Below are 25196 nucleotides of genomic sequence, written 5' to 3'. Positions count from 1 at the left end.
GGGCATGGGCGGCGTGAGTGTCGTAGCAATTCTTATACCGTCATTACTATACCGGTATTAGTATCACGAGCATGGTGCGTACCCCTCTCACTCCGCTGGAACGCGAACGCGGCCGTCATCTCGGAGCCCTGCTGCGGCAGGCTCGCGGCGAGCGCAGCATGGCCGACATCGCCGGCCGGGCCGGAATCTCGGCCGAGACCCTTCGCAAAATCGAAACCGGCAGGGCCCCGACTCCTGCCTTCTTCACCGTCGCCGCGCTGGCCGTCGCGCTCGGCCTCCGCCTGGACGACGTGGCCGCGGTCTGCGCCGCGGTGACGCTGCCGGAGGAATCCGGCGGCACGGGCAGCGCAGGCGGCGTCGGTGCCGCGGGCGGGGTGCTGCACGCGGGGGCTGGCGTGGCGGCCTGATCGCCGGTCCCCACGGTCATGGGGCGGTCGCCGTCCCGCGCGTCGCCGTGCCGAGCTGCCTGCGCCGGGGCGCCTACGCTGAGCCGCCTGCCGAGCCGCCTACGCCGGGGCGCGGCGGCGCCCCATCAGGCGTGCGCGCACGCGCTGGAGCCTGGGCATGAGCGCGTACACCACCGTGAGCACCACAAGAGCGCTGAGGATCAGCGTCCGCAGGACGAGCGGGAGGTGGCACAGCCACCGGTGGAAGAGCAGTTCCAGCACGGTGAGGGTGGGAAAGACCGACAGCCAGATCATGAGCGCCATGTGGTGCTTGGGCGGCGGCCCCGGCGCGTGCGCGGGGGTGGCGGCTGGGGCCGGGGTTTCGGCGCGCCCGGCCCCGAGGCGGAACGCGCGGCGCTGGTCCGGCTCGTCCGGCGACTGGCGGGCCAGCCGGATCGTGAAGGGCGACCGGACCACCCGCATCGGCCCGAGACGGCCTCAGCGCCACCGGGCGTCAACCGGACCTAGGTCCGCGGCCCGAGGTTCCTGCGACCTTCGGCGGTTCCTCGCTCGTCGGATTGTCACAGCGGAATGAAATCCGCACGCCAGAGCGTTCCAGCCTTCCGGTAATGACCATCAGGCGGGGAGGCCGGGAGTGACAGCGACAGCCGCGACGACCAGCGCAGTGAATGAGGGCTGGGCGCGCAGACTGACCCGTTACTGCTGGCGGTACCGGCGCAACGTGCTGCTCGCTCTCGGGGCGTCGCTCGGGGGCATGGCCGTGACGGCCCTCGTCCCGCTCGTCCCGAAGCTCATCATCGACGACGTGATCGTGGATCAGGAGCGGCCGCTCGCGCCGTGGGCCACGCTGCTGATCGTGGCCGCCGTCGTCGTCTACGGGCTCACGTACGTACGGCGCTTCTACGGTGGACGACTCGCCCTCGACGTCCAGCACGACCTGCGCACCGAGATGTTCCAGTCGATATCCCGCCTCGACGGCAAGCGGCAGGACGAGCTGAGCACCGGACAGGTCGTCGGCAGGGGCACCAGCGATCTTCAACTGGTGCAGAGCCTGCTGTTCATGGTCCCGATGATGATCGGGAACGTGCTGCTGTTCATCATCTCGCTCATCGTGATGGCCGTGCTCTCACCCCTGCTCACGGTGGTGGCTCTGGCCGTCGCCCCCGCGCTGTGGTTCATCGCTTCCCGCAGTCGTGACCGGCTCTTCCCCGCCACCTGGTACGCCCAGGGGCAGGCCGCGGCCGTCGCGGGCGTCGTGGAGGGCGCCGTCACCGGCGTGCGGGTGGTCAAGGGCTTCGGGCAGGAGGAGCAGGAGACCGGCAAGCTGCGCGCGGTCAGCCGCCGCCTGTTCGCCGGCCGACTGCGGACCGTGCGCCTCAACTCCCGCTACACCCCCGCCCTCCAGGCGGTTCCCGCGCTCGGCCAGGTCGCGATGCTCGCCCTCGGCGGCTGGATGGCGACCCGTGGCCAGGTCACCCTCGGTACCTTCGTCGCTTTTTCCACGTATCTTGCGCAGCTCGTCGGCCCCGTCCGGATGCTCACCATGATGCTGACCGTGGGGCAGCAGGCCCGCGCGGGTGTCGAGCGCGTCTTCGAGCTGATCGACACCGACCCGGCGATAGCCGAGCGTCCCGACGCGCATCAGCTCCCGGACGACGCGCCCGCGACGGTCGAGTTCGACCACGTCACCTTCGGCTACGCCGCCGCGGCGGATGAGGACGACGGCAAGGGTGAAGGGCAGAAGGGCGCGGGTGCGGACCAGCACGGCGGCGCACGGCTGCGCCCCGTCCTGGACGATGTGTCGCTGCGTATCGAACCTGGCGAGACGCTGGCGGTCGTCGGCGCCTCCGGCAGCGGCAAGTCCACACTCTCGCTGCTGCTGCCGCGCTTCTACGATGTCACGGGCGGTGCGGTCACGGTCGGCGGCCACGATGTGCGCGAGCTGACCTTCGCTTCGCTGCGGGCCGCCATCGGTCTGGTCCCTGAGAACAGCTTCCTCTTCTCCGCCAGTGTCCGCGAGAACATCGCGTACGGCCTGCCGGACGCTACCGATGAACAGATACGCACAGCCGCGCGTGCCGCGCAGGCCGACGGCTTCATATCGGACCTGCCGGAGGGCTACGACACCGAGGTCGGCGAGCAGGGCCTGAGCCTTTCGGGTGGTCAGCGGCAGCGCGTAGCGCTGGCTCGGGCCATCCTGACCGATCCGCGGCTGCTGCTTCTCGATGACGCCACGTCGGCTGTGGACGCGCGTGTCGAGCACGAGATCCACGAGGCGCTGCGCGGGGTGATGGCGGGGCGTACGACGCTGCTGATCGCCCACCGTCAGTCCACCCTCGCCCTCGCCGACCGGATCGCCGTTCTCGACGGCGGCCGGCTCGCCGACGTCGGCACGCACGACGAGCTGACCGAGCGGTGCCCGCTCTACCGCCGGCTGCTGACCGACCCCGACGAGCTGGGTGACGTCCCGCGTGACGAGGCGGGTCTCTCGTACAGAAGCGAGAACAGCGAGAACAGCGAGAACAGCGATAACGCCGACGGGAGCGGGGACGTGCCCGTCACGGGTCGGGACGGCAGCGCGGACGCCGGTTCCGATCCCGGTTCCCATCCCGGTTCCGGTTCTCGCGCGGGAGCCGGACCGGCCAGCGGGCGGGCCCCAGGAGCGCGCTCGCTCGCCGCGTCGTTGGGCGGCGAGTCCGCCGCGACGGGCCTGGCCATCCCCGGCGCCCGCGTGCCCGACGGCGTACCCGGCGACGGCATACCGGGCAGCGGTATGCCCGGCAAGGGTGAGCGCAAGGGGCAAGGCGACGCCGCCGACGCGCGTCGCCCGGCGGGCGTCACACCTGAGCTGTGGGTCCGTGCCACCGACAACGACCCGGGCGGAGCCGAGGCCGGTCCTGCGGCGAAGACCGCCTCCGGCGAGCCCGCGCCCACCGCACCGCCCACCCCCGCGAGCGGGGTCACGGGGATGCCCGCCACCCCCGAGCTGCTCGCGAAGGTCGCGGCGCTGCCGCCCGCGACCGATACGCCCGACATCGACGAGGACCAGGCCACGCGCCCCGAGTCGTCGTACGGGCTCCGGCAGCTGCTGCGTGGCTTCGGCAAGCCGCTCGCCCTGAGCCTGCTGCTCGTCTCGCTCGACGCGCTCGCCGGACTGTCGCTGCCGGTCCTGATCAGGCACGGCATCGATGAGGGTGTTCAGGAGGCGGCGCTCAGCGCCGTGTGGATCGCCTCGGGCCTGGCGCTGCTCGTGGTGCTCGGCCAGTGGGCGGCACAGATCGGCGAGACCCGGCTGACCGGCCGGACCGGCGAACGCGTGCTCTACTCCCTCCGCGTCAAGATCTTCGCACAGCTCCAGCGGCTCGGACTCGACTACTACGAGCGCGAGCTGACCGGCAAGGTCATGACCCGGATGACCACGGATGTGGACGCGTTGTCCACGTTCCTGCAGACCGGTCTGGTGACCGCGCTGGTCAGCCTGCTGACGTTCTTCGGCATCCTCGTCGCGCTCCTCGTGATCGACATCGAGCTCGCCCTCGTGGTCTTCGCGACGCTGCCGCTGCTGATCATCGGCACGTTCTTCTTCCGGCGGAAGAGCGTCAAGGCGTACGAGCTGGCCCGTGAGCGGGTCAGCGGAGTCAACGCCGACCTCCAGGAGAACGTCGCCGGTCTGCGCATCGTGCAGGCGTTCCGGCGCGAGCCCAGCGGCCAGCAGCGGTTCACCGAGCGCAGTGACGGCTACCGGCAGGCCCGGGTGCGCGGCCAGTGGCTGATCTCGGTCTACTTCCCGTTCGTGCAGCTCCTGTCGTCCGTGGCCGCCGCCCTCGTGCTGATCGTCGGCGCGGGGCGGGTCAGCGACGGCACGCTCACGGCGGGCGCGCTCGTCGCCTACCTGCTCTACATCGACCTGTTCTTCGCCCCCGTACAGCAGCTCTCGCAGGTCTTCGACGGCTACCAGCAGGCCACGGTCTCGCTGCGCCGCATCCAGGAGCTGCTGCGCGAGCCGACGTCGACACCGGTCGCCGAAGCCCCGCGCGAGGTACACGAGGTGCGCGGCGACATCGCGTTCGAGGATGTGCACTTCCACTACGGCCCTGCGGACGAGCCCGAGGAGGCGCTGTCCGGGATCGAGTTGCGGATTCCGGCCGGACAGACCGTCGCGTTCGTCGGCGAGACCGGCGCGGGCAAGTCGACGCTCGTGAAGCTCGTCGCCCGCTTCTACGATCCGTCGGCGGGCCGGGTCACGGTGGACGGCGTGGACCTGCGGGAACTGGACCTCGCCGGGTACCGGCACCGGCTCGGCGTCGTCCCGCAGGAGCCCTACCTGTTCCAGGGCACGGTCAGGGATGCCATCGCGTACGGGCGTCCTGAGGCCACCGACGCGGAGGTGGAGGCGGCGGCGCGGGCGGTCGGCGCGCACGACATGATCGCCTCACTCAGTGGCGGATATCTGCACGAGGTCATCGAGCGCGGGCGCAACCTCTCCGCTGGTCAACGGCAGTTGATCGCCCTGGCCCGCGCCGAGCTCGTCGACCCGGACCTACTGCTGCTCGATGAGGCGACCGCCGCCCTTGACCTTGCCACCGAGGCCCTGGTCAACCAGGCCACCGACCGGCTGGCCGGGAAGCGCACCACCCTCGTTGTCGCCCACCGGCTGACGACGGCCGCCCGCGCGGACCGGGTGGTGGTCCTCGACCACGGGCGGGTCGTCGAAGACGGCACACATGACGAGTTGCTGGCCGCCGACGGCCGCTACGCCCGGTTGTGGCGCGCCTTCTCGGGGGAGACCGCCGCCGTGGCGTGACCGGTCGACGGGAGACGCCGTCACACCGTGGTCTTGATGGTCACGGTGACGGTGACCGTCGGGACCACGGTCACGTCACGGTGACGCGTCAGGTCACGGTGACGTGTCACGGCTCCATGCCGCTCGCCCGTGCGATGGCCTCCACCTCGCGGCGGTCGGCCTCGCGTTCGGCGGCCTCGGCGGCGACGCGCTGCTTGTGCCGCTGGAGGAACTCGGGGTCGTGCGCCCGCTCATGAGGCACGAGCACCTTCATGCCCTTGGCGTGCGGACTGTCCCCCAGATCGACGACGACCCGCTCGTCCTGCGAGGTGAGCAATCCGAACAGCACGAGCAGCTCGGCCTGGAGAGCGGGGGTGAACAGCTCCCGCTCCTCCGGCCCCATGCCCAGTTCGTACGTGCCGCCTCGCGCGGCCGGTGAGACGCTGAGCTCGCGAAGCAGCCGCATCAGCAGTTCGAGGGAGCGCGGATCGACGCGTTCCGCGAGCTCGCTCAAATACCGGCGCAGTCGCTCGGCCCGTTCACTCGGCTCGGGGCTGTCTGGTCCCCGGCGTTCCTCTCGGTCCATGCCGACAGCATGGGTCATCTCACGCGGAGAGGGGAGGGGGTCGACGTAGCGTAACGGGATTCGGCTTGCGGCCTACGGTCCCCGACCCCAGCCTGAACTGGGGCTAGCGGCCTCTGCACGTGCCCCTATAGGTTCACGGCGACCATCATGGACTCCAGGGGAGGGCGAATGCACAAGTCGCTCAGATGGCTGCTCGCGCTTGTGGTGCTCATCGGCACCATAGGTGTGGGCGGCGTTTCCGCAGGATCGGCCACCGCCGCGTCGCCGGACGACATCAAGGAACGCGTCCTCGCGATACCGGGGATGAGTTTCGTCGAAGAGAAGCCGTACGACGGCTACCGATTCCTGGTGCTCAACTACACCCAGCCGATTGACCACCGGCACCCGTCAAAGGGAACCTTCAAGCAGCGGATCACCCTGCTGCACAAGTCCGTGGACCGCCCGACGGTCTTCTTCACCTCCGGCTACAACGTCAACACGACGCCACGCCGCAGTGAGCCGACCCAGATCGTCGACGGCAACCAGCTGTCCATGGAGTACCGCTTCTTCACCCCGTCGCGGCCGCAGCCCGCCGACTGGAAGAAGCTCGACATCTGGCAGGCCGCCAGCGACCAGCACCGCCTCTTCAAGGCGCTGAAGCCGATCTACGGCAAGAACTGGCTGTCCACCGGCGGCAGCAAGGGCGGCATGACGGCGACGTACTTCCGCCGCTTCTACCCGAACGACATGGACGGCACCGTCGCGTACGTCGCGCCCAACGATGTCGTGAACAAGGAGGACTCCGCGTACGACGCCTTCTTCGCGAAGGTCGGCGACAAGGAGTGCCGCGCCAAGCTGACCGCCGTGCAGCGCGCGGCGCTGGAGCGGCGCGGCAAGCTCGTCGACCGCTACCAGAAGTGGGCGGACGCCGAGGGCAAGACGTTCAAGGTGATGGGCAGCGCCGACAAGGCGTACGAGAACGCCGTGATCAGCCTGGCCTGGGCGTTCTGGCAGTACAGCCTGGCGAAGGACTGCGCGGATGTGCCCCCCGCCTCGGCCTCAGACGACGTGCTGTACAAGTACGTCGACAAGATCTCCGGCTTCGACTCCGCCACCGACCAGGGCCTGGAGGCGTACACGCCGTACTACTACCAGGCGGGCACCCAGCTGGGCTGGCCGACGGTCAAGTACTCGCAGCTGAAGGATCTCCTCCGGTACCCGGGCATCGACGCGCCGCGGCACGCGGTGCCGCGGGAGATCCCCATGAGGTTCGACCCGCGCTCGATGCCTGACATCGACCGGTGGGTGCGGAACAACGCCGAGCAGATGCTCTTCGTCAACGGTGGGAACGACCCGTGGGCCGCCGAGCCGTTCCGGCTGGGCAAGCGCGCCGAGGACTCGTACGTGTACAAGGTCCCCGGTGCCAACCACGGCGCGAACATCGCGCAGCTGCCCGCTGACACGAAGGCCAAGGCGACCGCGCGCGTCCTGGACTGGGCGGGCGTTCAGCCGAAGTCCGTGAGCTCGGGCCAGGAGACGGCGAAGCCGCTGGCTCCGTTCGACAAGCAGCTCGACCGCCGCGACGTGCGGAGGGAGAACATACTGCGCCCGTAGTGCGGTGATCCGCCCAGGCTCGTCCCACTGAATGAGCCATGCGGGTTGGTTGACGTGATGAGGGGCGCCCGGTTGGCCACCGGGCGCCTCTCGCGTGTCCGCCCGGCTTTCCGGGCGCCGTGGCCTTGGCGTCAGCCGTCCGGGAGGGACGGGCTGGGAGTCGCGGGAAGGATCGCGTAGGCGCGCGGGCGGCGCCTGGTCATGCGGCGTATGTCCGATACGTGTTCGACGGTACGTACAGGGGCGCCGCGGACGCGCCCCGCGGTGCGCGGCCGGTGGGGCGGGGGTGGGCCATCCGGCGGTGCGCGGGCGGAAGGGCGCCGCCGCCGACGCTGTCGGAGGGGGACGCGTCGGCGGCGGTCCGCCGCTGGCCGCAGGCGGTTGGAGAGGGGTAGTCGGCGACGCAGCCAGCAGCGCGGCCGACACCGCTCTGCGGAGACTCTCCAGCGGTCTGTCCATTGGACGTTCCGCGCGTCCGACAGGTTCCTGTACGCGCGCCCGGTCGGGGAATTGAGAAGGTGGTCGCTCGCCACGCAGGGCCCGGTTCGGCGCCCCGGAGGCCGGCGCGGGCGCGTCGGCCGCCAGTCGCCAGGAGGCCGCCGGGGCGGCGGCGCGTCCGGCTCAGGCCGCCATGCGGCGGGGCCAGTGGTCCTGGAGGACCCGTACGGCTTCGGTGATGGCGGGGCGGCGGGCGGCACCTGGCCGCCACAGCGCGTACAGCCGCCGCAGCGGCGTCGGCTCAAGGGGCACCACGGTCACGCCCTTGGGCAGGGGCCCGCGCCCGAGACGCGGCACGAGCGCGATGCCCAGACCGGCGGCGACCAGGGCGAGCTGGGTGTCGTACTCCGAGGCCTGGTACGCCAGTTCCGGCTCGTGGCCCGACGCGCGCAGCGTCCGTACCAGCCAGTCGTGGCACACGGACCCGGGCGGCTGGCAGATCCACCGCTGTCCGGCGAGCTCCGAGCGGCGCAGCACCGTACGCGAGGCGAGTGGGCCGCCGCTCGGCACGAGAATGTCGGACGGATCGTCGCCGATCACCGCCCGCTCCACGCCTTCCGGCGCGGGCAGTGGCGAGATGTCCCAGTCGTGGGTGACCGCCAGATCGATCACCCCGCGCGCCACCAGATCGGGCGACAAGTGCGGATCGACCTCGGTCAGCCGTACGTCCAGCGCGGCGTGCTTCTCGATGAGTTCGGCGAGCACGGAGGGGAGCAGGCCGCGCGCAGCCGACGCGAAGGCCCCTACGGCCAGGCGCCCGGAGGGCTGCCCGCGCCGCTCCTCCAGGGTGGTCTCGGCGCGTTCGACGATGGTCAGCAACTGCTCAGCGGTCCGAGCGAGTTGCTGGGCGGCGTCGGTCAAGGCGATGCCCCGGCCCTGCCGTTCGAGCAGCGCCGTCTTGGTCTCCCGCTCCAACTTCGCTATCTGCTGCGATACCGCCGAGGGGGTGTAGCCGAGGGCGACGGCGGCCGCGCTGACCGAGCCGTGCACGGATACCGCGTGCAGCGCACGCAACCGGGCCAGATCCAGCATGCTTCCCCCCACAGGCGAATGGTTGTAGCGCTGCTTCATCCAATCATGAAGTAATCCGTGCTGGTGCTACATGGCCGACTGGCGTGATCCTCGAACACATGCGTCCCGCTCATATCGCCCTTGCCGTGTGCGTCACCGCTGTCTGGGGCATCAACTTCGTCGTCATCGAGGTCGGTCTCGACCACTTCCCGCCGCTGCTCTTCTGCGCACTGCGCTTCGCCGCCGCCGCGCTCCCCGCCGTCTTCTTCGTCGGGAGGCCGCAGGTCGCCTGGCGCTGGATCATCGGGGTGGGTCTCGTGCTGGGAGTCGCCAAGTTCGGGCTGCTCTTCATCGGCATGCGGCAGGGCGCACCGGCCGGCCTGTCCTCACTGGTTCTCCAGGTCCAAGCGGTGTTCACCGCCGTGTTCGCCGCCATCGTGCTCGGTGAGCGGCCGAGCCGTGGCCGCGTGGTGGGCATGGCCGTCGCACTCGCCGGGATCGCGGTCGCGGCGATCGACGAGGGCACCTCGGGCCCGGTGCTCGGTTTCGTGCTGCTCATCGCGGCGGCGGCCTTCTGGGGTGTCTCCAATGTCCTGACCCGCAAGGCCGCGCCGCCCGACGCGCTGCGCTTCATGGTGTGGGTCAGCGTGGTGCCGGTGCTGCCTCTCCTCCTCCTTTCGCTGCTGTTCGAGGGACCGCGGGCGGACCTGGACGCGCTGGGTGCCCTCGACTGGAGCGGCGTCGGCACGATCGTCTACGTCGCGTGGTTCACCACTTTGTTCGGCTTCGGCGCCTGGGGCTTCCTGCTCCGTACGTACGACGCGTCCGCTGTCGCGCCCTTCTCCCTGCTGGTGCCCGTCTTCGGGATGTCCTCGGCGGCGCTGCTGCTCGGCGAGGGCGTGAGCCCGCTGCGCTGGCTCGCGGCCGTACTACTGGTCGGCGGCGTCGCCCTGACCACCTTCTCGGGCGCCCGCTCGGGCTCTCGGTCCGGGGCGTCCGCCGAGCCGACGGTCACGTCCGGGCCGAGGGGCATGGCGAAGCGGACGGACATGACGAAGCCGAGCGGCGTGACGGGGCCGGCCGGCGTGACCGGGGCGGCTGGCGCGACCGGGGCGACTGGTGCGTCGGGGCCGGGTGGCCTGATGGAACCGGGGGCTACGCCATCCGTGGCGGCGGCTACGGTCGCGGTGACGAACCGGACGGACCGGTGACCGACGCGGCGGCCAGCAGGCTCAGCAACTGGTCCCGGCCGGGCCCCAGCAGCTGCGGCAGCTCAGCGGCGTCCGGGTACCAGCGCTTCTCGTACTCCCAGCACAGCCAGCCCTCGCTGGGCTCCGCATGCGAGGTGTCCACGTACCCCTCGTGGACCAGCGTGGTCAGGCACTGGCCCAGCGGGAGTACGCCCGAGCCGAGCGGGAGCGGAGTGGTGTCCTCCGCCGAAGCGACATCCTTGACCTGCACGTACCCGAGGTAGGGGGAGAGCGCCGCGTGCGAAGCGACCGGTTCCTCGCCGCCCAGCCAGGTGTGCAGTACGTCCCAGATGGCCCCGATGCTGTGGTGCCCGACAAGGCCGAGCACACGGCTGGCGGCAGCCCCGGTGCGGTGCGAGTCATGCGTCTCAAGCAGCACCCGGACGCCGAGGTCATAGGCGTACGGGGCGGCTGCGGCGAGCCGCCGGGCGGCAGCCGCGTCGGCCTCTTCCGGGTCCTGCTCACCGCCGCCGGGAAAGACCCGGACGTAGCGGGCGCCGAGGTCGCGTGCCAGCGCGAGGAGTTCCCGCAGCTGGGCCAGGACCGGGCCGTCCTCGCCCGCCTCCGCGACCCGCACATAGCCCGCTACCGCCAGGACCTCCACATTGGCCGCGCGAAACTCCTCGGCCACGTCGGCGCGTTCCGTCGCGCCCAGTCCGCTGTGCACCTGTTCCTCGGGGTGGGCGCGTAGTTCGACGCCCTGATAGCCGTGCTCGACGGCGAGCCTGACGACATCAGGGATCGGCAGACCGGGCACGCCGAGGGTCGAAAAGGCGAGCTTCATGCGGGCTCCAGAGAAGACGGACGGTAAGGCGACGGATAGCTACCCGTCGGCACTGCGGACGCTAGGGAGCGACGATGCCCGGGTCAACGGCGACCGAAACTGTCGTTTCTGGTCGAAAGTGTCCGACCGGCGACGTGTCGTCGACGGTGTCTGATCAGTTGTGGCTGTCCGAACGGCCGTTGTCCGAAACTCCGGTTGTCCGAATGATCTGAGCTGTCTCAGCCGCCGGAACCGCCTGAGCCGTCTGCGGTGTCCGTGTGGGCTGTCTGGTCCAAGGCGTCCGGGACTGAGGTGCCCGTACGGGGGCGTCGGTCAGGGCGCCGGATCAGGGGCGGTCGTGGTGGCCGGCCCGGCGGGCTTCCGCGTCGGCCGACGCCGGGGCGGTCGACTCGCGGACCATCAACTCCGCACGGATCATGGCGACGCCTCCCGGCGGCGGCTCCTCACAGCCGAGCGCCAGCCTGCCCGCCCGCGCGCCCGCCTCGTACAGCGGCAGCCGCACCGTGCTGAGGGACGGAGACGCGTCGGCGCTGAACGGCAGGTCGTCGAATCCGGTGACAGACACATCGCGGGGAACGCGCAGCCCCAGGTCGCGCAGAGCGGCGCAGGCGCCCAGCGCGACCGTGTCGTTGGCGGCGACCAGTGCGGTGACGCGCGGTTCGCGGCGGAGGAGTTCGCAGGCCGCGTCGTACCCGGAAGCGCGGTCGTACGCCCCGTGCACGGTGAGCGGCCCGCGTCGGCCGGACGGCGAGGCCGAGGCTGCCAGGTCCGCTGCTGCCGGGTCCGCGGGGCTTGCGGGGGCTGCGGGGGGTTCGGCGAGCCCGTGCGCGGCCAGGGCCGCCTGGTGGCCCTCAAGCCGGTGCCTGGTGGTGGTGCGGTCGGCCGGTCCGGCGATATAGCCGATCCGGCGGTGCCCCAGCGTCAGCAGGTACTCGGTCAGCCGCCGCGCCCCGCCCCGGTTGTCGAAGGCGAGGGTGAGGGCGTCGGGCACCGGAGGGCGCCCGCACAGCACGACGCGGGTTCCCGCAGCGGCCAGCCGCGTCACCTTCGCGGCCAGCAGGGCGGCGTGCTCGGGGTCCTCCACGGCGCCTCCGGTGAGGACGACGGCGGCGGCGCGCTGCCGTTGCAGGAGGGTGAGGTAGGTCAGTTCGCGTTCGGGCGAACCGTTCGTATTGCAGATCACGGCCAGCTTCTCGCCGCTGCCCGCGACAGGACCGCCTCTTCCCCCACCGGCCCGGCCCCCACCGGCCCGGCCCCCACCGGCCCGGCCCCCACCGGCCCGGCCCGCGCCGGACTGGCCCGTTTCGGGACGTCCGAGACCGGGTCTGCTGCCGCTTCCGGCCTTGGCGCCACCGGCGGCCGGGCCGCACATCTCGGCCTGGATGGCCCCGGCCATGATGCCGAAGAACGGGTCGGCGATGTCGTTGACGAGGACGCCGACGAGGTCGGAGTTGGCGGCGGCGAGCGCGCTGGCCGGGCCGTTGACCACGTAGTCCAGTTCTTGGACCGCGCGCAGCACGCGCGCCCGCGTGGCCTCGGCTACGGGATAGTTCCCGCTCAGTACGCGCGAGACAGTGGCCGCTGAGACGCGGGCGCGTGCCGCTACATCGGCCAGGGTCACCGTCATGGCTGCCGCTCCATCCGCTGTCCTTCGTCCCGCTGCTGGTGTGTCGCCGTGCGTGGTCGCCTGCCGCCGCCCGCCGTAGCGCGTCGGCCGCGTGCCGCCGCTCACCGCCGTGCGCCGCGTACCCGCCATGGCCGCCGTGCCGGTTGTCATGGCCAGTGCGCAGATTACGCGGGCGGCGGCCAGCGGAAGAGTAGCTGTGCCCACCTCATCCGCCCAGGTCGGGTCGGTGACTCCCGGGGGTGGCGCCGCGGGGGCCGATCTGACAGCCATTGGCGCACTGTTGGTCTCACGGCCAGCTGGCATCATCCTTCCCTTCACTTGGATCAACTCGGAGAACTGACCGCACGTAACGGATGAATAACTCCAGGAAACCGTGCAACCCTTCACGGCTTCGGCGGGTCGTATGTGTCATCAGGCTCTCGCGGAGGGGAATCTGGGGGGATTCATGCGGAGCCAGTGGAGGGGGAAACCTGAGGGGCCCGGTCGACGGACCGGGCCCCTCGTAGGTTTTCCGGGGCCGGTTTCGGGGCTCTCGCCGTTGTTCCGCTGTTGTTTCAGCGCGTTCCCCGGCGGGTCGCGACAGGCGCTGAGAAGCCGCCCGCACGCCCGGTGACAGGGACAGCCCGCGGGTTGTCCACAGCCCTGGACGGCGTGTCCGACCCCGGCGGTACGGTCTGTCCATGCTCAAGCTCGCGGTGGTCGAAGGGGTCCTGGAGCGGATCACCTACGCCAATGAGGAGAACGGTTACACGGTCGCGCGCGTCGACACCGGGCGCGGCGCGGGCGACCTGCTGACCGTGGTCGGTTCCCTGCTCGGTGCGCAGCCGGGTGAGTCCCTGCGCATGGAGGGCCATTGGGGCTCGCATCCGCAGTACGGCAAGCAGTTCACGGTGGAGAACTACACGACGGTGCTGCCCGCCACCGTCCAGGGCATCCGCCGCTATCTCGGCTCCGGACTGATCAAGGGCATCGGTCCGAGAATCGCCGACCGGATCACCGAGCACTTCGGCGTGGAGACGCTCGACGTCATCGAGCAGCGGCCGGAGCGGCTGATCGAGGTCCCGGGTCTTGGCCCGAAGCGGACCAAGATGATCGGCGCCGCCTGGGAGGAGCAGAAGGCCATCAAGGAGGTCATGATCTTCCTCCAGGGCGTCGGCGTGTCCACCTCCATCGCCGTCCGCATTTACAAGAAGTACGGCGACGCCTCGATCTCCGTCGTACGCAACCAGCCCTATCGGCTGGCGGCGGACGTCTGGGGCATCGGCTTCCTCACGGCCGACCGGATCGCTCAGGCCGTCGGCATCCCGCACGACAGCCCGGAGCGCGTGAAGGCCGGATTGCAGTACGCGCTGTCGCAGTCCACCGACAACGGCCACTGCTTCCTCCCCGAGGACCAACTGATCGCCGACGCGGTGAAGTTGCTCCAGGTCGATACGGGCCTGGTCATCGACTGCCTGGCGGAGCTGGCGGGGGAGGAGGAAGGCGTGGTGCGGGAGACGGTCCCCGGTGTGGACGGCGAGCCGATCACCGCCGTCTATCTCGTCCCCTTCCATCGCGCCGAGCTCTCCCTCGCCGGACAGTTGCGGCGGCTGCTGCGCTGCGACGAGGACCGGATGCCCGCGTTCCAGGCCGTCGACTGGCCGAAGGCCCTCGCCTGGCTGGCGCAGCGCACGGGTGCCGAGCTCGCCCCCGAGCAGCAGCAAGCGGTCCGGCTCGCGCTCTCGGAGCGGGTCGCTGTGCTGACCGGCGGGCCTGGCTGCGGAAAGTCGTTCACCGTGCGTTCCGTGGTGGAGCTGGCCCGCGCGAAGAAGGCGAAGGTCGTGCTCGCGGCGCCGACGGGGCGCGCGGCCAAGCGGCTGTCCGAGCTGACGGGCGCCGAGGCGTCCACGGTGCACCGGCTGCTTGAGCTCAGGCCCGGCGGCGACGCCGCGTATGACAAGGAGCGCCCGCTCGACGCCGACCTGGTGGTCGTCGACGAGGCGTCCATGCTGGACCTGCTGCTCGCCAACAAGCTGGTGAAGGCGGTCCCTCCCGGCGCTCATCTGCTGCTGGTCGGCGACGTGGACCAGCTGCCTTCGGTGGGCGCGGGCGAGGTGCTGCGGGACCTGCTCGCCCCCGGCAGCCCGGTCCCGGCCGTCCGGCTGACCCGGATCTTCCGGCAGGCGCAGCAGTCGGGTGTGGTGACCAACGCGCACCGCATCAACTCCGGTGTGCCGCCGATCACTCAGGGGCTCGCGGACTTCTTCCTCTTCGCCGAGGAGGACACCGAGGAAGCGGGGCGGCTGACGGTCGATGTGGTGGCGCGCCGCATCCCGGCGAAGTTCGGGCTTGATCCACGGCGTGATGTGCAGGTGCTCGCGCCCATGCACCGTGGCCCCGCGGGGGCGGGGACCCTCAACGGCCTGTTGCAGCAGGCCGTGACGCCCGCCAGACCGGACCTCCCGGAGCGGCGCTTCGGCGGCCGGATCTTCCGCGTAGGTGACAAGGTAACTCAAATTCGGAACAATTATGACAAAGGCGCTAATGGTGTCTTCAACGGCACGGTCGGCGTCGTCACCGCGCTCAACAACGAGGAGCAGCGGCTCACGGTCCTCACGGATGAGGACGAGGAGGTGGGGTACGACTTCGATGAGCTGGACGAGCTGGCCCATGCGTACGCCGTGACGATTCACCGCTCGCAGGGCAGCGAGTATCCGGCTGTGGTGATTCCGGTGACAACCGGAGCGTGGATGATGCTTCAGCGCAATCTACTCTATACGGCCGTAACGCGGGCAAAGCGCCTGGTGGTGCTGGTCGGGTCTCGCAAGGCATTGGCCCAGGCCGTACGCACGGTGAGTGCCGGTCGGCGCTTCACCGCGCTCGACCACCGGCTTGGTGCCGGGGCGCGCACCTCCGGGTTTCCGGAACCGGGCTGAAGGGGGCAGGATGGGTCCGTTGGCGGCACTGAGTGCCGCAGTTAGGCCCTATGGCCGACCCCGAGTGCACGTTCATCGTCCAAATGGGGGAAGGTAGAGCTAGTCAGGGCACCTCGAAGAAGAGGCACAACGTCGGTGAGGGATGACGTGAGCGACAACTCTGTAGTACTGCGGTACGGGGACGGCGAATACACCTACCCGGTGATCGAGAGCACCGTCGGCGACAGCGGCTTCGATATCGGCAAGCTCCGCGCCCAGACCGGTCTGGTGACCCTGGACTCTGGTTACGGCAACACCGCAGCGTATAAATCCGCGGTCACCTACCTCGATGGCGAGAACGGCATCCTGCGGTACCGCGGCTACCCCATCGAGCAGCTGGCGGAGCGCAGCACGTTCGTGGAGACCGCCTTCCTGCTGATCAACGGTGATCTGCCGACCGTCGACGAGCTGGCGACCTTCCGTAACGAGATCACCCAGCACACCTTGCTCCACGAGGACGTCAAGCGCTTCTACGACGGCTTCCCGCGCGACGCGCATCCGATGGCGATGCTGTCCTCCGTGGTCAGCGCGCTGTCGACGTTCTACCAGGACAGCCACAACCCGTTCGACGAGCAGCAGCGCCACCTGTCGACGATCCGGCTGCTCGCGAAGCTGCCCACCATCGCCGCGTACGCGTTCAAGAAGTCGGTCGGCCACCCCGTGGTCTACCCGCGTAACGACCTTGGCTACGTCGAGAACTTCCTGCGTATGACGTTCTCCGTGCCCGCAGCCGAGTACGACCTGGACCCGGTCGTGGTCAACGCTCTCGACAAGCTGCTGATCCTGCACGCCGACCACGAGCAGAACTGTTCCACCTCGACGGTCCGCCTCGTCGGCTCGTCGCAGGCGAACATGTTCGCGTCGATCTCGGCCGGTATCAGCGCGCTGTGGGGCCCGTTGCACGGCGGCGCCAACCAGTCGGTGCTGGAGATGCTGGAGAGCATCAAGCAGTCCGGCGGCGACGTCGAGACCTTCATCCGCAAGGTGAAGAACAAGGAAGACGGCGTGAAGCTCATGGGCTTCGGGCACCGCGTCTACAAGAATTTCGACCCCCGGGCGCAGATCATCAAGTCTGCGGCGCATGATGTGCTCTCGGCGCTCGGCAAGTCCGACGAGCTGTTGGACATCGCCCTCAAGCTTGAGGAGCGTGCGCTGGCCGACGAGTACTTCGTGGAGCGCAAGCTCTACCCGAATGTCGACTTCTACACCGGCCTCATCTACCGCGCGATGGGCTTCCCGACCGAGATGTTCACCGTGCTGTTCGCGATCGGTCGACTCCCCGGCTGGATCGCCCAGTGGCACGAGATGATCAAGGAGCCGGGTTCGCGCATCGGCCGCCCGCGCCAGATCTACACCGGCGTCGTGGAGCGTGACTTCGTCCCGGTGGAGCAGCGCTAGCGTCACCGCGCGCAAGCGCCACGATGGCCCCCGCCGCACGGGGATGCCCATGGGCATCCCCGAAACGGCCGGGGCCATGTTGCGTACGGGGCCTACGGGGCCGGTGCGCCACCTCGCCGCCCGCTTCCGCGGGCGCCGCTCCAGCGGGGTGCCTATCCCCTCGCCTATCCCCTCGCCTGTCCCCTCGGATCGTCCTCTGGGCACGGCAGCAGATCACGCAGCATCGCCTCGAATTCCGCCTCGGCTGGCGGCTGGTCGGTGAGCAGGGCCTGGAGCAGCAGCCCGTCGATGGCTCCGACGACGACCCGTACGCGTACCGGATCATCGGTGTAACCGCGCGCGAAGTCCGCGGCGGCGTCCAGCCACACCTGGGTGACCTCGCGCAGCTCGGGCCGCCTGGCCGCCTGGAGATACAGCTCGTACTCGGCGAGCAGCCGCCCGGGAGCGGCCGCCACCTCGGCCATGAGCCGCGCGAGGGTGCGACGGCTGTCGGCCCCGCCGTCGGTCTCGGCGGCGAGGTCCCGCATCCGGGCCGCGTCCTCGGTCATCACACTCGTCAGCGCCGCGCACAGCAGGTCGTCGATGCCTCGGAAGTAGTACGTCGCCGAGGTGGTCGGCAGCCCGGCCTCGCGGGCCACCGACCGGTGGCTGACTCCGTTGGCGCCGTCCCGCTCCACGATCCGGAGGGCCGCCTCGATCAGGGCGCGGCGGCGGCGTTCGCCCTTGGCCCGTCGGCCGTCGGTCCCGGGCTTGGTCTCGGTCCCGGACTCGGACTGGGTCTCGGTCCCGGACTCGCCGGACCGGCTGGTCCCGGGCTCGTTCGGCGGTTCAAGCGCGTTCAGGGCGTACTCCCGGCTTCCGGCGGCCTGAACGGTCTCGCTCAGCCGCAGTCGACAAAGGTCTCCCGCCGTTCGGCGCCCGGTTCCTGACGCCCGTGCTCCGCGGCGGCGGGCGCCGGCGAAACGGGCTGCGCGTCCGGCGCGGCGGCGTCCGGACCTGTGTGGTCCCTACGGCCCCGGCCGACCGCGTGCTCCGCACGATCGTCGCCCTTCGGCGGCTCCCCGCCGTCCGCGGGGCCCGTCCGGAGTGCGGCGTCGGTACGGTCCGGGCCGGCGGTCACCGTGACGGTACCTTCCCCGGTCCGCAGGGCGGGGCCCAGGAGTCGGTGGCCGAGCACGGCCACGGCCACGGCCAGCGCGCCCGCCGTGATGGCCACGGCGAACCCGCCGCGCGGCCCGAAGGCGTCGACCAGGGCGCCGGACGTGGAGGAGCCGAGAGCCACGCCGACGGCCAGCCCGGTGGTCGCCCACGTCATGCCCTCGGTAAGCCGGTGCGCGGGGACGATGCGCTCGATCAGGTTCATGATCGTGATCATGGTGGGGGAGAAGAAGACGCCCGCGACGAACACCGCGGCTGTCAGCGCCGCGACGCTGTTCACCAGCAGGAAAGGCAGCGTGGTGGCGGCGGTGCCCAGCACGCCCACGAGCAGCAGCCGGGGCAGCGGAACGGTGAACGTGACAGCCCCGAATGCCAGCCCGGACAGGCAGGAGCCCAGGGCGTAGACGCCCAGGACCAGCCCGGTGGCGCCCGGCTGCCCCTGCTCGTCCGCGAACGCCACGCTCACGACGTCCACCGTGCCCACGATGGCCCCGCCCGCGACCAGGGTGAGGACCAGGACCCGCAGCGATCCGTCGCGCAGTGCCGAACCGGCGCCGCTACGAGCCTCCGGCCGCACCGGCGGCTCGGTCCCCCGCTGCATGACGAACAGCGCTACGCCGATCGCCAGCAGCGCGGCGGCGACCAGGGGCCCGGCCTCGGGGAAGAGCGCGGTGCACAGCATCACCGACAGCGCGGGCCCGGCGATGAAGGTGACGTCTTCCACCACCGCCTCCAGGGCGTAGGCCGTGTGCAGCTTCGGTGAGTCGCGGAAGAGTTCGGTCCAGCGGGACCGGACCATCGCGGCCATGCTGGGCATGGAGCCCGCCGGTATCGCGAAGAGGAACAGGGTCCAGACCGGGGCGCCGAAGTGGGCGCAGAGCAGCAGTAACCCGAGCGAGGACACGCTCACGCCGGTCACGGGGAGCAGTACCCGACGCTGCCCGAAACGGTCGACCAGCCGTGAGACCTGAGGGCCGAAGAAGGCCATGGAGAGCGTGAACGTGGCGGCGACGGCACCGGCGAGCCCGTACTGACCGCGTAGCTGGGACAGCATCGTGATGAGTCCGATGCCGGTCATGGACAGCGGCATCCGTGAGACGAAGCCCGCAGCGGTGAACGCCGTGGCTCCGGGCGCGGCGAACAGCGCTCCGTAGGGGTTGGCCATCGCGACTCCTCAGAAAGTGGGACGGTCGTGCCACTTTCTATCACGGGGCGTGCGGGCGCGCCCGTGGTCGCGGGTGGGTGGGTCTGGACGATGCGCGAAAGGCGGGGCGAGGTGGGGCGGCGAGAGGTGGGGCGGCGGCGGGGCGGGGGTGGCTGGGGCGCACTCGGTGGCGGAGGCGGGGTGAAGAAAATGAAACCGGAGCACGCGGGGGGTGCGGGCGCGCGCCCGGCGGAGCCTCGCGCGTGGACGCGCCCCGCCGTCACGGCTGGGGTGGGCGTGTCGGGAGTGCTGGCGTGGGCGGGCGTGGTACACGAAAGCGCCCCGCTGCCGATCCCCCCACGGGTCGGAGCGGGGCGCTTCCCGTTCCCCGGTTCGGATTCCCCCCACGGGATCCGGCCGGGAGCTTTGCTGGCCACGAGGGCCATGCGCCCGCGATCTGCCGGGACGCGTACATGCGGGAGGGCCGCTCAAAGCTCCCCGGTACGTCGCCCCGGCTACGCGCAGTCTGGAAACGTCCCCCAAGACGTTTCAGCACCACACAGTTAGACTCGCGACCCTCCCCAATGGTTACCCCCCAATGAGTGTGATCTGCGTCTCCTGCCATATGGGCACGTAAAAGGGCAAGAGCCTCGATCTGGAGATCCAGTGTTTCGCGTATGGGTGTTGTGTGCCTTATGGGGATTACGTGAAGGTGTCAGGGGTCGATGATGCGCCGCAACTTTTCTTCGGCGGCGCTCCACGGCGGCCTCGCGTTCTGGTTGGGCGATCGGTGGCCGGGTGATTCGGGGGCTCGGGTGATCCGGTGGTGCGCTGTGCGATCGCGTGGTTCGCGTGGGCCGGTGGCGGAGCGGCCCGGGGTGTCTGGTGCGGCGGCTGGGCGGGCCGGTGGCCTCGTGACCTGGTGGCCTCGCGGCTGGGTCGCCGGCCCGGGTGGCTGCGCACGGCGACCGCTGGCGGTGAGCGCGGCGGGATGGGAAAACGCCACCCATGGAGAAGGTGGCTTTCGCCGTCTCCATGGGTGGCGTGCGTGGCGGCCGGTGGCGCCCCCGATGTGATCGGACTGCTTCCGGCGCGGGCCCGCGGTGACGTTTCGGCGCTGTTCGGGGTGTCGGGTGAGGTGCCGCACGGGCGGTTCAGGCGCCGTCGTGCGGGTTGGCTACGGGCCGCCGTGGTGGGGCCGGGAGGTGGTCAGGCCCGGCCGGTGAGCTCGTAACCGGCCTCGTCGACGGCGGCGCGGACTGCCTCGTCGTCCAGTTCGCCGGTCGATACGACGGTGACCTGGCCGGTCGCGGCCACGGCCTTGACGGACGTCACACCCTCCAGGGCGGAGACCTCCTCGGTGACCGCGCCCTCGCAGTGGCCGCACGTCATGCCAGTCACCTGGTAGACGGTGGTGATCCCGTCGGTGGCGGCATCGGAGGTCGTGCCGCAGGAGCCTTCGGTGGTGCGGCAGGAACCGGTGTTGGCCTCGGAGGTCATGAGTTCTCCTTGTGGAGGTGCGGGCGTGACGGTCTGGTGAGGCCCCAGTCTCCCGGCGCCTCTGTCAGTACTGTATACCCCCCGGGGGTACGGTGCCAGTGTGGCGCCGGCCTGGGGCGGGGCGTGGGGCCGGGTGGGGGCAGGGTGCCCGGCCGGGGAGCTGCCGCCACCGGACATGCCTGCCCGGATCAGGCGTCAGGTCGGCTGACCGCTGCGGGGGCTGACTGCCGCTCAGCCGGACAACGGAAGCGGCCTCGCGTCGATGGCGGCCGATGTCAGGCCGTAGCGGCAGTCGCAGCCGGAGGCGCGCTCGCTGCGGCCGTGCGGCCTTCCCCGTCTACGGCGCGCGGGAGCGTCAACGGTATGCGGTTGGGCGGCGTTGACGTCGTGCCGCTCACCAGCGCTGACTCGGCGACGCGCGCCGCCAGGCCAACGGCCGCCGCCTCACTCGCCGGTGGCCGTCGCCGCGTCGCGCGCCGTGACCCACGCCCTGACTCGGCGCATGGAAGGCAGCGTAGGCCCGCCCTCTGACAACCGAGGGGCTCAGTGGTCCACGGGAGAGGCCGGGGCGCTGATGTACGGGGCCAGGTAGCGGTACACGGCGGCCTTGGACTCCGCCGCGTACCGCTCGCGCTCGGCTCCCTCATGGGCGACGACGAGTTCCAGACCGGCTTTGAATATCGCCACGGTCATGTGGGCGAGCCGGGCCCGCTCGCTGGCGGATATGGCGGGGGCCCGCAGTGCTATCAGCTCCGCTGTGCGATCCAGCAGGGCGGCGTGCAGGGCGTCGTGATCGGATACGAGCTTGCCTGGTACGTCGGGGCCGTAGAGCAGGGCGAGCGCGGCGGGGTGGACGCAGTTGAACTCGATCATGGGGTCCAGCACGGTGTCCACCAGTTCGGCCAGTGGGAGCGTGGCGTTCGCCGGGTCGAAGGCTTCGCCGTGTGTCTGCCGGAGGCGGTGGATGAGCCGTTCCCCGAGCTCGACCGCGATCGACTCCTTGTTGGGGAAGAACTGGTAGAGCGTGCCGGGTGAGACGCCCGCTTCCCGGGCGATGGCGTTGGTGCTCGCCGCCGAATAGCCCACGGACGTGAAGACGGCCGAGGCCGCTTCAAGCAGTTGCTCGATGCGCCGTTCGCCGCGCGCCTGCCGGCGCCGGGGCTTGTCCGCCGCCGACGCGTCCGCGGTGGCCTGCGGCCCGTCCTCGTCGCCCTGCCGCACCGGCTCCCGGTGTTCGGTCTTCACGCTCTCACCTCCGGCCATCGCCTGGCCGCGGGCCCGCGCATCCGGCTGAGGGTGCTCAGGCGTTCCCGTCTCGCCGCCCGCGCTCTCCTCGGTCTTCACGCTCCCGTGGCTCCTGTCGGCACCTTTCGATGCGCGTATGCCGTTTTGGCTCGTCTTTCGCCCACGCCTCGCCTCGGTCACCAGTGATCCCCGTCTTCCCCATCTTCCAGCGACAGTTGACAAATGCGAGTCGGCGCTCGCATTCTGATGAACACGAGTAGTTGCTCGCCTTTGCCAGTCTATGGCAGAGGGCGGCCTGTGCGCCCTGCCGTGAGGTTCCGGGCATGGGGGAAGGACGGCGCGAGATGGTGAAGGTCAACGCTCCGGACGGGGGGCGGGGCGAAGGCCTGGTGGAGGCTCAGCCTGGCGGCTGGACCCGTGTGGTCACTGCCCGGCCGCGGCTGTCCCTCCTGCTCGCCCTGCTCTTCACCGCGCTCGCCGTGATAGCCGGGAGTGGAGTCGCCGAGAGGCTGGGCAGCGGTGGGTGGGAGGACCCGACGTCCGAGTCGTCGTTCGCGACTGACGCGCTGGAGCAGCGTTTCCCCTCCTCGCAGCCCAATCTCGTGCTCCTCGTCGACAGCGGGGAGTCGACCGTCGACAACCCTGCCGTGGCCGCCGAGGGGCGAGCGCTCGCGGAGCGACTGGCCGACGAGCGCTCCGTCGTGGGCGTGACGTCGTACTGGGACACCTCCGCCCCGGCACTCCGGTCGAAGGACAGCCGCGAGGCGATGATCGTGGCCCGCATCCAGGGGGACGAGGGTGCGACGAATGACGCCCTGGATCGCATCGCCCCGCGCTACCGGGGTCAACACGGCCTGGTGGAGGTGTCGGTCGGTGGGCAGGTGGCAGTGCGGCACGAGCTGCAGAAGACCATCGAGGAGGATCTGCTGCGGGCCGAGTTGATCGCCCTGCCGGTCACGCTGATTCTCTTGGTCATGGTCTTCGGCAGTGCGGTCGCCGCCCTGCTCCCACTCGGCGTGGGCATTGTCGCTGTCCTGGGAACCAACGCCGTCCTGCGCGGCCTCACCGAGTTCACCGATGTGTCCGTCTTCGCGCAGAACCTCACCACCGCACTCGGTCTCGGATTGGCCATCGACTACGCCTTGTTCATCGTGCGGCGCTTCCGCGAAGAGCTGACCGCGGGCGCCACACCGCTCGGTGCCGTCGGCCTGACCCTGCGCACCGCGGGGCGCACCGTGCTCTTCTCCGCGCTGACGGTCGCTGTCTCCCTCGCCGCGATGCTGGTGTTCCCGCAGTACTTCTTGCGCTCCTTCGCGTACGCGGGCATCGCCGTTGTGCTCCTCGCGGCGACGGCCGCTCTGGTGGTGCTGCCCGCAACGCTGGTCCTCCTCGGGCCCCGCGTCAACGCACTGGACCTGCGGCGGCTGTTCCGCCGCAGGAGCGCGGACGCCCGGAGCGCGGTGGGCGGTCCTCCGGGCACCGCCCCCGGTGGGGGGACCGAGACCATGGCCGGAGCCGGAGTGGGCACCGCCGGTGAGGCGGGGGAGGGTTGGGCGGGGCTCGCCCGGCTGGCGATGCGGCGCGCCCCCCTCTTCGCCTCCGTCACAGCCGTCGGTCTGATCGTGCTCGGACTTCCTTTCCTCCGCGTCGAGTTCGGCACCGCTGACGACCGCCAGCTGCCCGCGAGCGCCGAATCCCATGTGGTCCAGCAGCACATCCGTGACGGATTCCCCGGCGGGCCAGGCGGAGCGATCGAGATCCTGGCGCAGGCCGATGGCCATGCCGGGGCGGGGGGCCGGCCCGCCGGTGAGGCGGGCGGTGTCGAAGGCGGCCCACGGCTCGCGGACCTCGCTGCCTACAGCGCCAAGATCTCCGCGCTCCCCGGGGTGCGCCGCGTGGACGGCCCGGCAGGCCAGTACGTGGGAGGGAAGCAGGACCAGCAGCCGGGTCCCGCCGAGACTGCCCGCGCCGGGGACCTCGGCGCCTATCTCACGGTGCTTCCCGAGGGCGAGGACGTGGACATCGAGACCCAGGATCTCGTACGGGACGTCAGGAAACAGAGTGCGCCGTTCGACGCGTCAGTCACCGGTACGGCCGCCGTGCTGGTGGACACCAAGGACGCCATAGCCGATCAGTTGCCCTGGGCGCTGACCATCATCGTCCTCGCCACGCTGGTGCTCGTCTTCCTGCTGACCGGCAGCGTACTGATCCCCGTTCAGGCGATCCTGCTCAACGGCCTCAGTCTGACCGCGATGTTCGGTGCGATGGTGTGGATCTTCCAGGACGGCCATCTGTCCGGTCCGCTCAGCTTCACCACGACCGGCGAGATCGAGACGACCATCCCCGTGCTCATGTTCTGTGTCGCCTTCGGCCTCTCCATGGACTACGGCGTGTTCTTGCTCTCACGGATCAAGGAGGAGTACGACCGCACTGGTGATCACCAGAGCTCGGTGGTCTTCGGGCTCCAGCGGACGGGTGGGCTCATCACCGCCGCTGCCGTGATCCTCGCCGTGGTGATGGTGGCCATCGGCACCTCACGGGTGACCAACACCAAGATGCTCGGTATCGGTATCGCCCTGGCCGTCCTGATGGACGCGATGGTGGTGCGCGGTCTGCTGGTCCCGGCCGTCATGCGGCTGACGGGCCGGGCGACCTGGTGGGCGCCGGGGCCGTTGCGCCGACTGCATGCCCGTATCGGGCTGAGTGAAGGCGGCGCCCCCGGCATGGACATATCCGGGCCCCGCACCGAGCAGGGCGAGGTACGGGGCCCGGTGCGCACGGGAAGCTGACCGCTCAGGCGGCGCCCCATGCGCGGAGTTCGAGTGGCTTTCGCGGGGGTCGAGTGCGCTTCAGCGGTGGGCCGACTCCGGGGCTGGACTGGCCGGTTGCGAGGAGTATGGTCCGGCCCCCGGGGCGGCGCCCGGGCCCTGGTCCGGTGTGGCTGTCCGGCCCGACGGCTGACCTTCCGGGCCGCCCGGCTCGTATGGTGCGCGTTGCCATCCGCGGTGTCCTAGGACTCACGGCGGGAGCGGTTGCCAGGGCGGCGCAGTACCCACGCCCGGATCGTGTCCGCGAACCAGTAGGGCTTTCCGCCCTCCACGAGGTCGGGGTGCGGCAGGAGTCCGTGCTTGCGGTAGGACCGCACGGTGTCGGTCTGCACGCCGATGTGTGCGGCGATTTCCTTGTACGACCAGAGTCTGCGATCAGTCATGTCTCGCGCCTCTCCTAGAGCGCCGCAGCGACGGCGGGGGAGCCGTA

The 25196-nt window shown here is 70.6% G+C and carries 17 protein-coding genes; 7 read left to right on the top strand and 10 right to left on the bottom strand.

Annotation, left to right across the window (positions count from 1 at the left end):
- Positions 1-71: 71 nt before the first annotated feature.
- Positions 72-407 (top strand): helix-turn-helix domain-containing protein, encoded by a 336-nt coding sequence (locus AC5P1B_RS03390; RefSeq protein WP_493884655.1) that lies wholly within the window; start codon positions 72-74, stop codon positions 405-407.
- A gap of 99 nt (positions 408-506) precedes the next feature.
- Here AC5P1B_RS03390 and AC5P1B_RS03385 read toward each other — a convergent pair whose 3' ends face one another.
- Positions 507-869 carry a hypothetical protein gene (locus tag AC5P1B_RS03385; RefSeq protein WP_493884654.1) on the bottom strand — a complete coding sequence of 121 codons (363 nt, stop codon included), beginning with the start codon at positions 867-869 and terminating at the stop codon, positions 507-509.
- A 172-nt stretch (positions 870-1041) separates the two neighbouring features.
- Between AC5P1B_RS03385 and AC5P1B_RS03380 the strand changes: the two genes are divergently transcribed.
- Positions 1042-5211 (top strand): ABC transporter ATP-binding protein, encoded by a 4170-nt coding sequence (locus tag AC5P1B_RS03380; RefSeq protein ID WP_493884653.1) that lies wholly within the window; start codon positions 1042-1044, stop codon positions 5209-5211.
- 106 nt (positions 5212-5317) lie between these two features.
- Here AC5P1B_RS03380 and AC5P1B_RS03375 read toward each other — a convergent pair whose 3' ends face one another.
- Positions 5318-5776 carry a hypothetical protein gene (locus tag AC5P1B_RS03375; protein ID WP_493884652.1) on the bottom strand — a complete coding sequence of 153 codons (459 nt, stop codon included), beginning with the start codon at positions 5774-5776 and terminating at the stop codon, positions 5318-5320.
- 168 nt (positions 5777-5944) lie between these two features.
- On the opposite strand from AC5P1B_RS03375, the gene AC5P1B_RS03370 reads away from it, so the two are divergent.
- A complete protein-coding gene (locus tag AC5P1B_RS03370) occupies positions 5945-7369 on the top strand; it encodes a S28 family serine protease (RefSeq protein ID WP_493884651.1) in 1425 nt (474 codons plus the stop codon).
- Positions 7370-7990: 621 nt separating this feature from the next.
- Here AC5P1B_RS03370 and AC5P1B_RS03365 read toward each other — a convergent pair.
- A complete protein-coding gene (locus AC5P1B_RS03365; RefSeq protein ID WP_493884650.1) occupies positions 7991-8899 on the bottom strand; it encodes a LysR family transcriptional regulator in 909 nt (302 codons plus the stop codon).
- A gap of 98 nt (positions 8900-8997) precedes the next feature.
- Here AC5P1B_RS03365 and AC5P1B_RS03360 point away from each other — a divergent pair, with 98 nt between their 5' ends.
- Positions 8998-10089, top strand: a complete 1092-nt coding sequence (locus AC5P1B_RS03360; RefSeq protein WP_493884649.1) for an EamA family transporter — start codon at positions 8998-9000, stop codon at positions 10087-10089.
- On the opposite strand, the gene AC5P1B_RS03355 is transcribed toward AC5P1B_RS03360, so the two are convergent.
- On the bottom strand, positions 10055-10912 hold the full coding sequence (locus tag AC5P1B_RS03355) for a sugar phosphate isomerase/epimerase family protein (RefSeq protein WP_493884648.1): 858 nt from the start codon (positions 10910-10912) through the stop codon (positions 10055-10057). The genes AC5P1B_RS03360 and AC5P1B_RS03355 overlap by 35 nt on opposite strands.
- A gap of 325 nt (positions 10913-11237) precedes the next feature.
- Positions 11238-12539, bottom strand: coding sequence for a LacI family DNA-binding transcriptional regulator (locus tag AC5P1B_RS03350; RefSeq protein WP_493884647.1), 1302 nt, complete (start codon positions 12537-12539; stop codon positions 11238-11240).
- Positions 12540-13219: 680 nt separating this feature from the next.
- Here AC5P1B_RS03350 and recD2 point away from each other — a divergent pair.
- Both recD2 and AC5P1B_RS03340 read left to right on the top strand, forming a co-directional pair.
- On the top strand, positions 13220-15454 hold the full coding sequence (gene recD2, locus AC5P1B_RS03345) for an SF1B family DNA helicase RecD2 (protein WP_493884646.1): 2235 nt from the start codon (positions 13220-13222) through the stop codon (positions 15452-15454).
- Between the two features lie 147 nt (positions 15455-15601).
- Positions 15602-16891 (top strand): citrate synthase, encoded by a 1290-nt coding sequence (locus AC5P1B_RS03340; RefSeq protein ID WP_493884645.1) that lies wholly within the window; start codon positions 15602-15604, stop codon positions 16889-16891.
- Between the two features lie 164 nt (positions 16892-17055).
- On the opposite strand, the gene AC5P1B_RS03335 is transcribed toward AC5P1B_RS03340, so the two are convergent.
- The 4 genes from AC5P1B_RS03335 to AC5P1B_RS03320 all read right to left on the bottom strand — a co-directional run bounded on the left by AC5P1B_RS03335 (position 17056) and on the right by AC5P1B_RS03320 (position 22037).
- A complete protein-coding gene (locus tag AC5P1B_RS03335) occupies positions 17056-17568 on the bottom strand; it encodes a TetR/AcrR family transcriptional regulator (protein WP_493884644.1) in 513 nt (170 codons plus the stop codon).
- Between the two features lie 203 nt (positions 17569-17771).
- Positions 17772-19214 (bottom strand): MFS transporter, encoded by a 1443-nt coding sequence (locus AC5P1B_RS03330; protein ID WP_493884643.1) that lies wholly within the window; start codon positions 19212-19214, stop codon positions 17772-17774.
- A 1188-nt stretch (positions 19215-20402) separates the two neighbouring features.
- A complete protein-coding gene (locus AC5P1B_RS03325) occupies positions 20403-20693 on the bottom strand; it encodes a heavy-metal-associated domain-containing protein (RefSeq protein WP_493884642.1) in 291 nt (96 codons plus the stop codon).
- Between the two features lie 543 nt (positions 20694-21236).
- Positions 21237-22037 carry a TetR/AcrR family transcriptional regulator gene (locus tag AC5P1B_RS03320; RefSeq protein ID WP_493884641.1) on the bottom strand — a complete coding sequence of 267 codons (801 nt, stop codon included), beginning with the start codon at positions 22035-22037 and terminating at the stop codon, positions 21237-21239.
- A gap of 245 nt (positions 22038-22282) precedes the next feature.
- Between AC5P1B_RS03320 and AC5P1B_RS03315 the strand changes: the two genes are divergently transcribed.
- Positions 22283-24727, top strand: a complete 2445-nt coding sequence (locus AC5P1B_RS03315) for an MMPL family transporter (protein WP_493884842.1) — start codon at positions 22283-22285, stop codon at positions 24725-24727.
- 221 nt (positions 24728-24948) lie between these two features.
- Here AC5P1B_RS03315 and AC5P1B_RS03310 read toward each other — a convergent pair whose 3' ends face one another.
- Positions 24949-25149, bottom strand: coding sequence for a helix-turn-helix transcriptional regulator (locus tag AC5P1B_RS03310; protein WP_493884640.1), 201 nt, complete (start codon positions 25147-25149; stop codon positions 24949-24951).
- Positions 25150-25196 lie beyond the last annotated feature (47 nt).

The sequence above is a fragment of the Streptomyces sp. A01 genome, from assembly GCF_059026195.1.
This window is presented reverse-complemented; position numbering and strand designations above follow the sequence as displayed.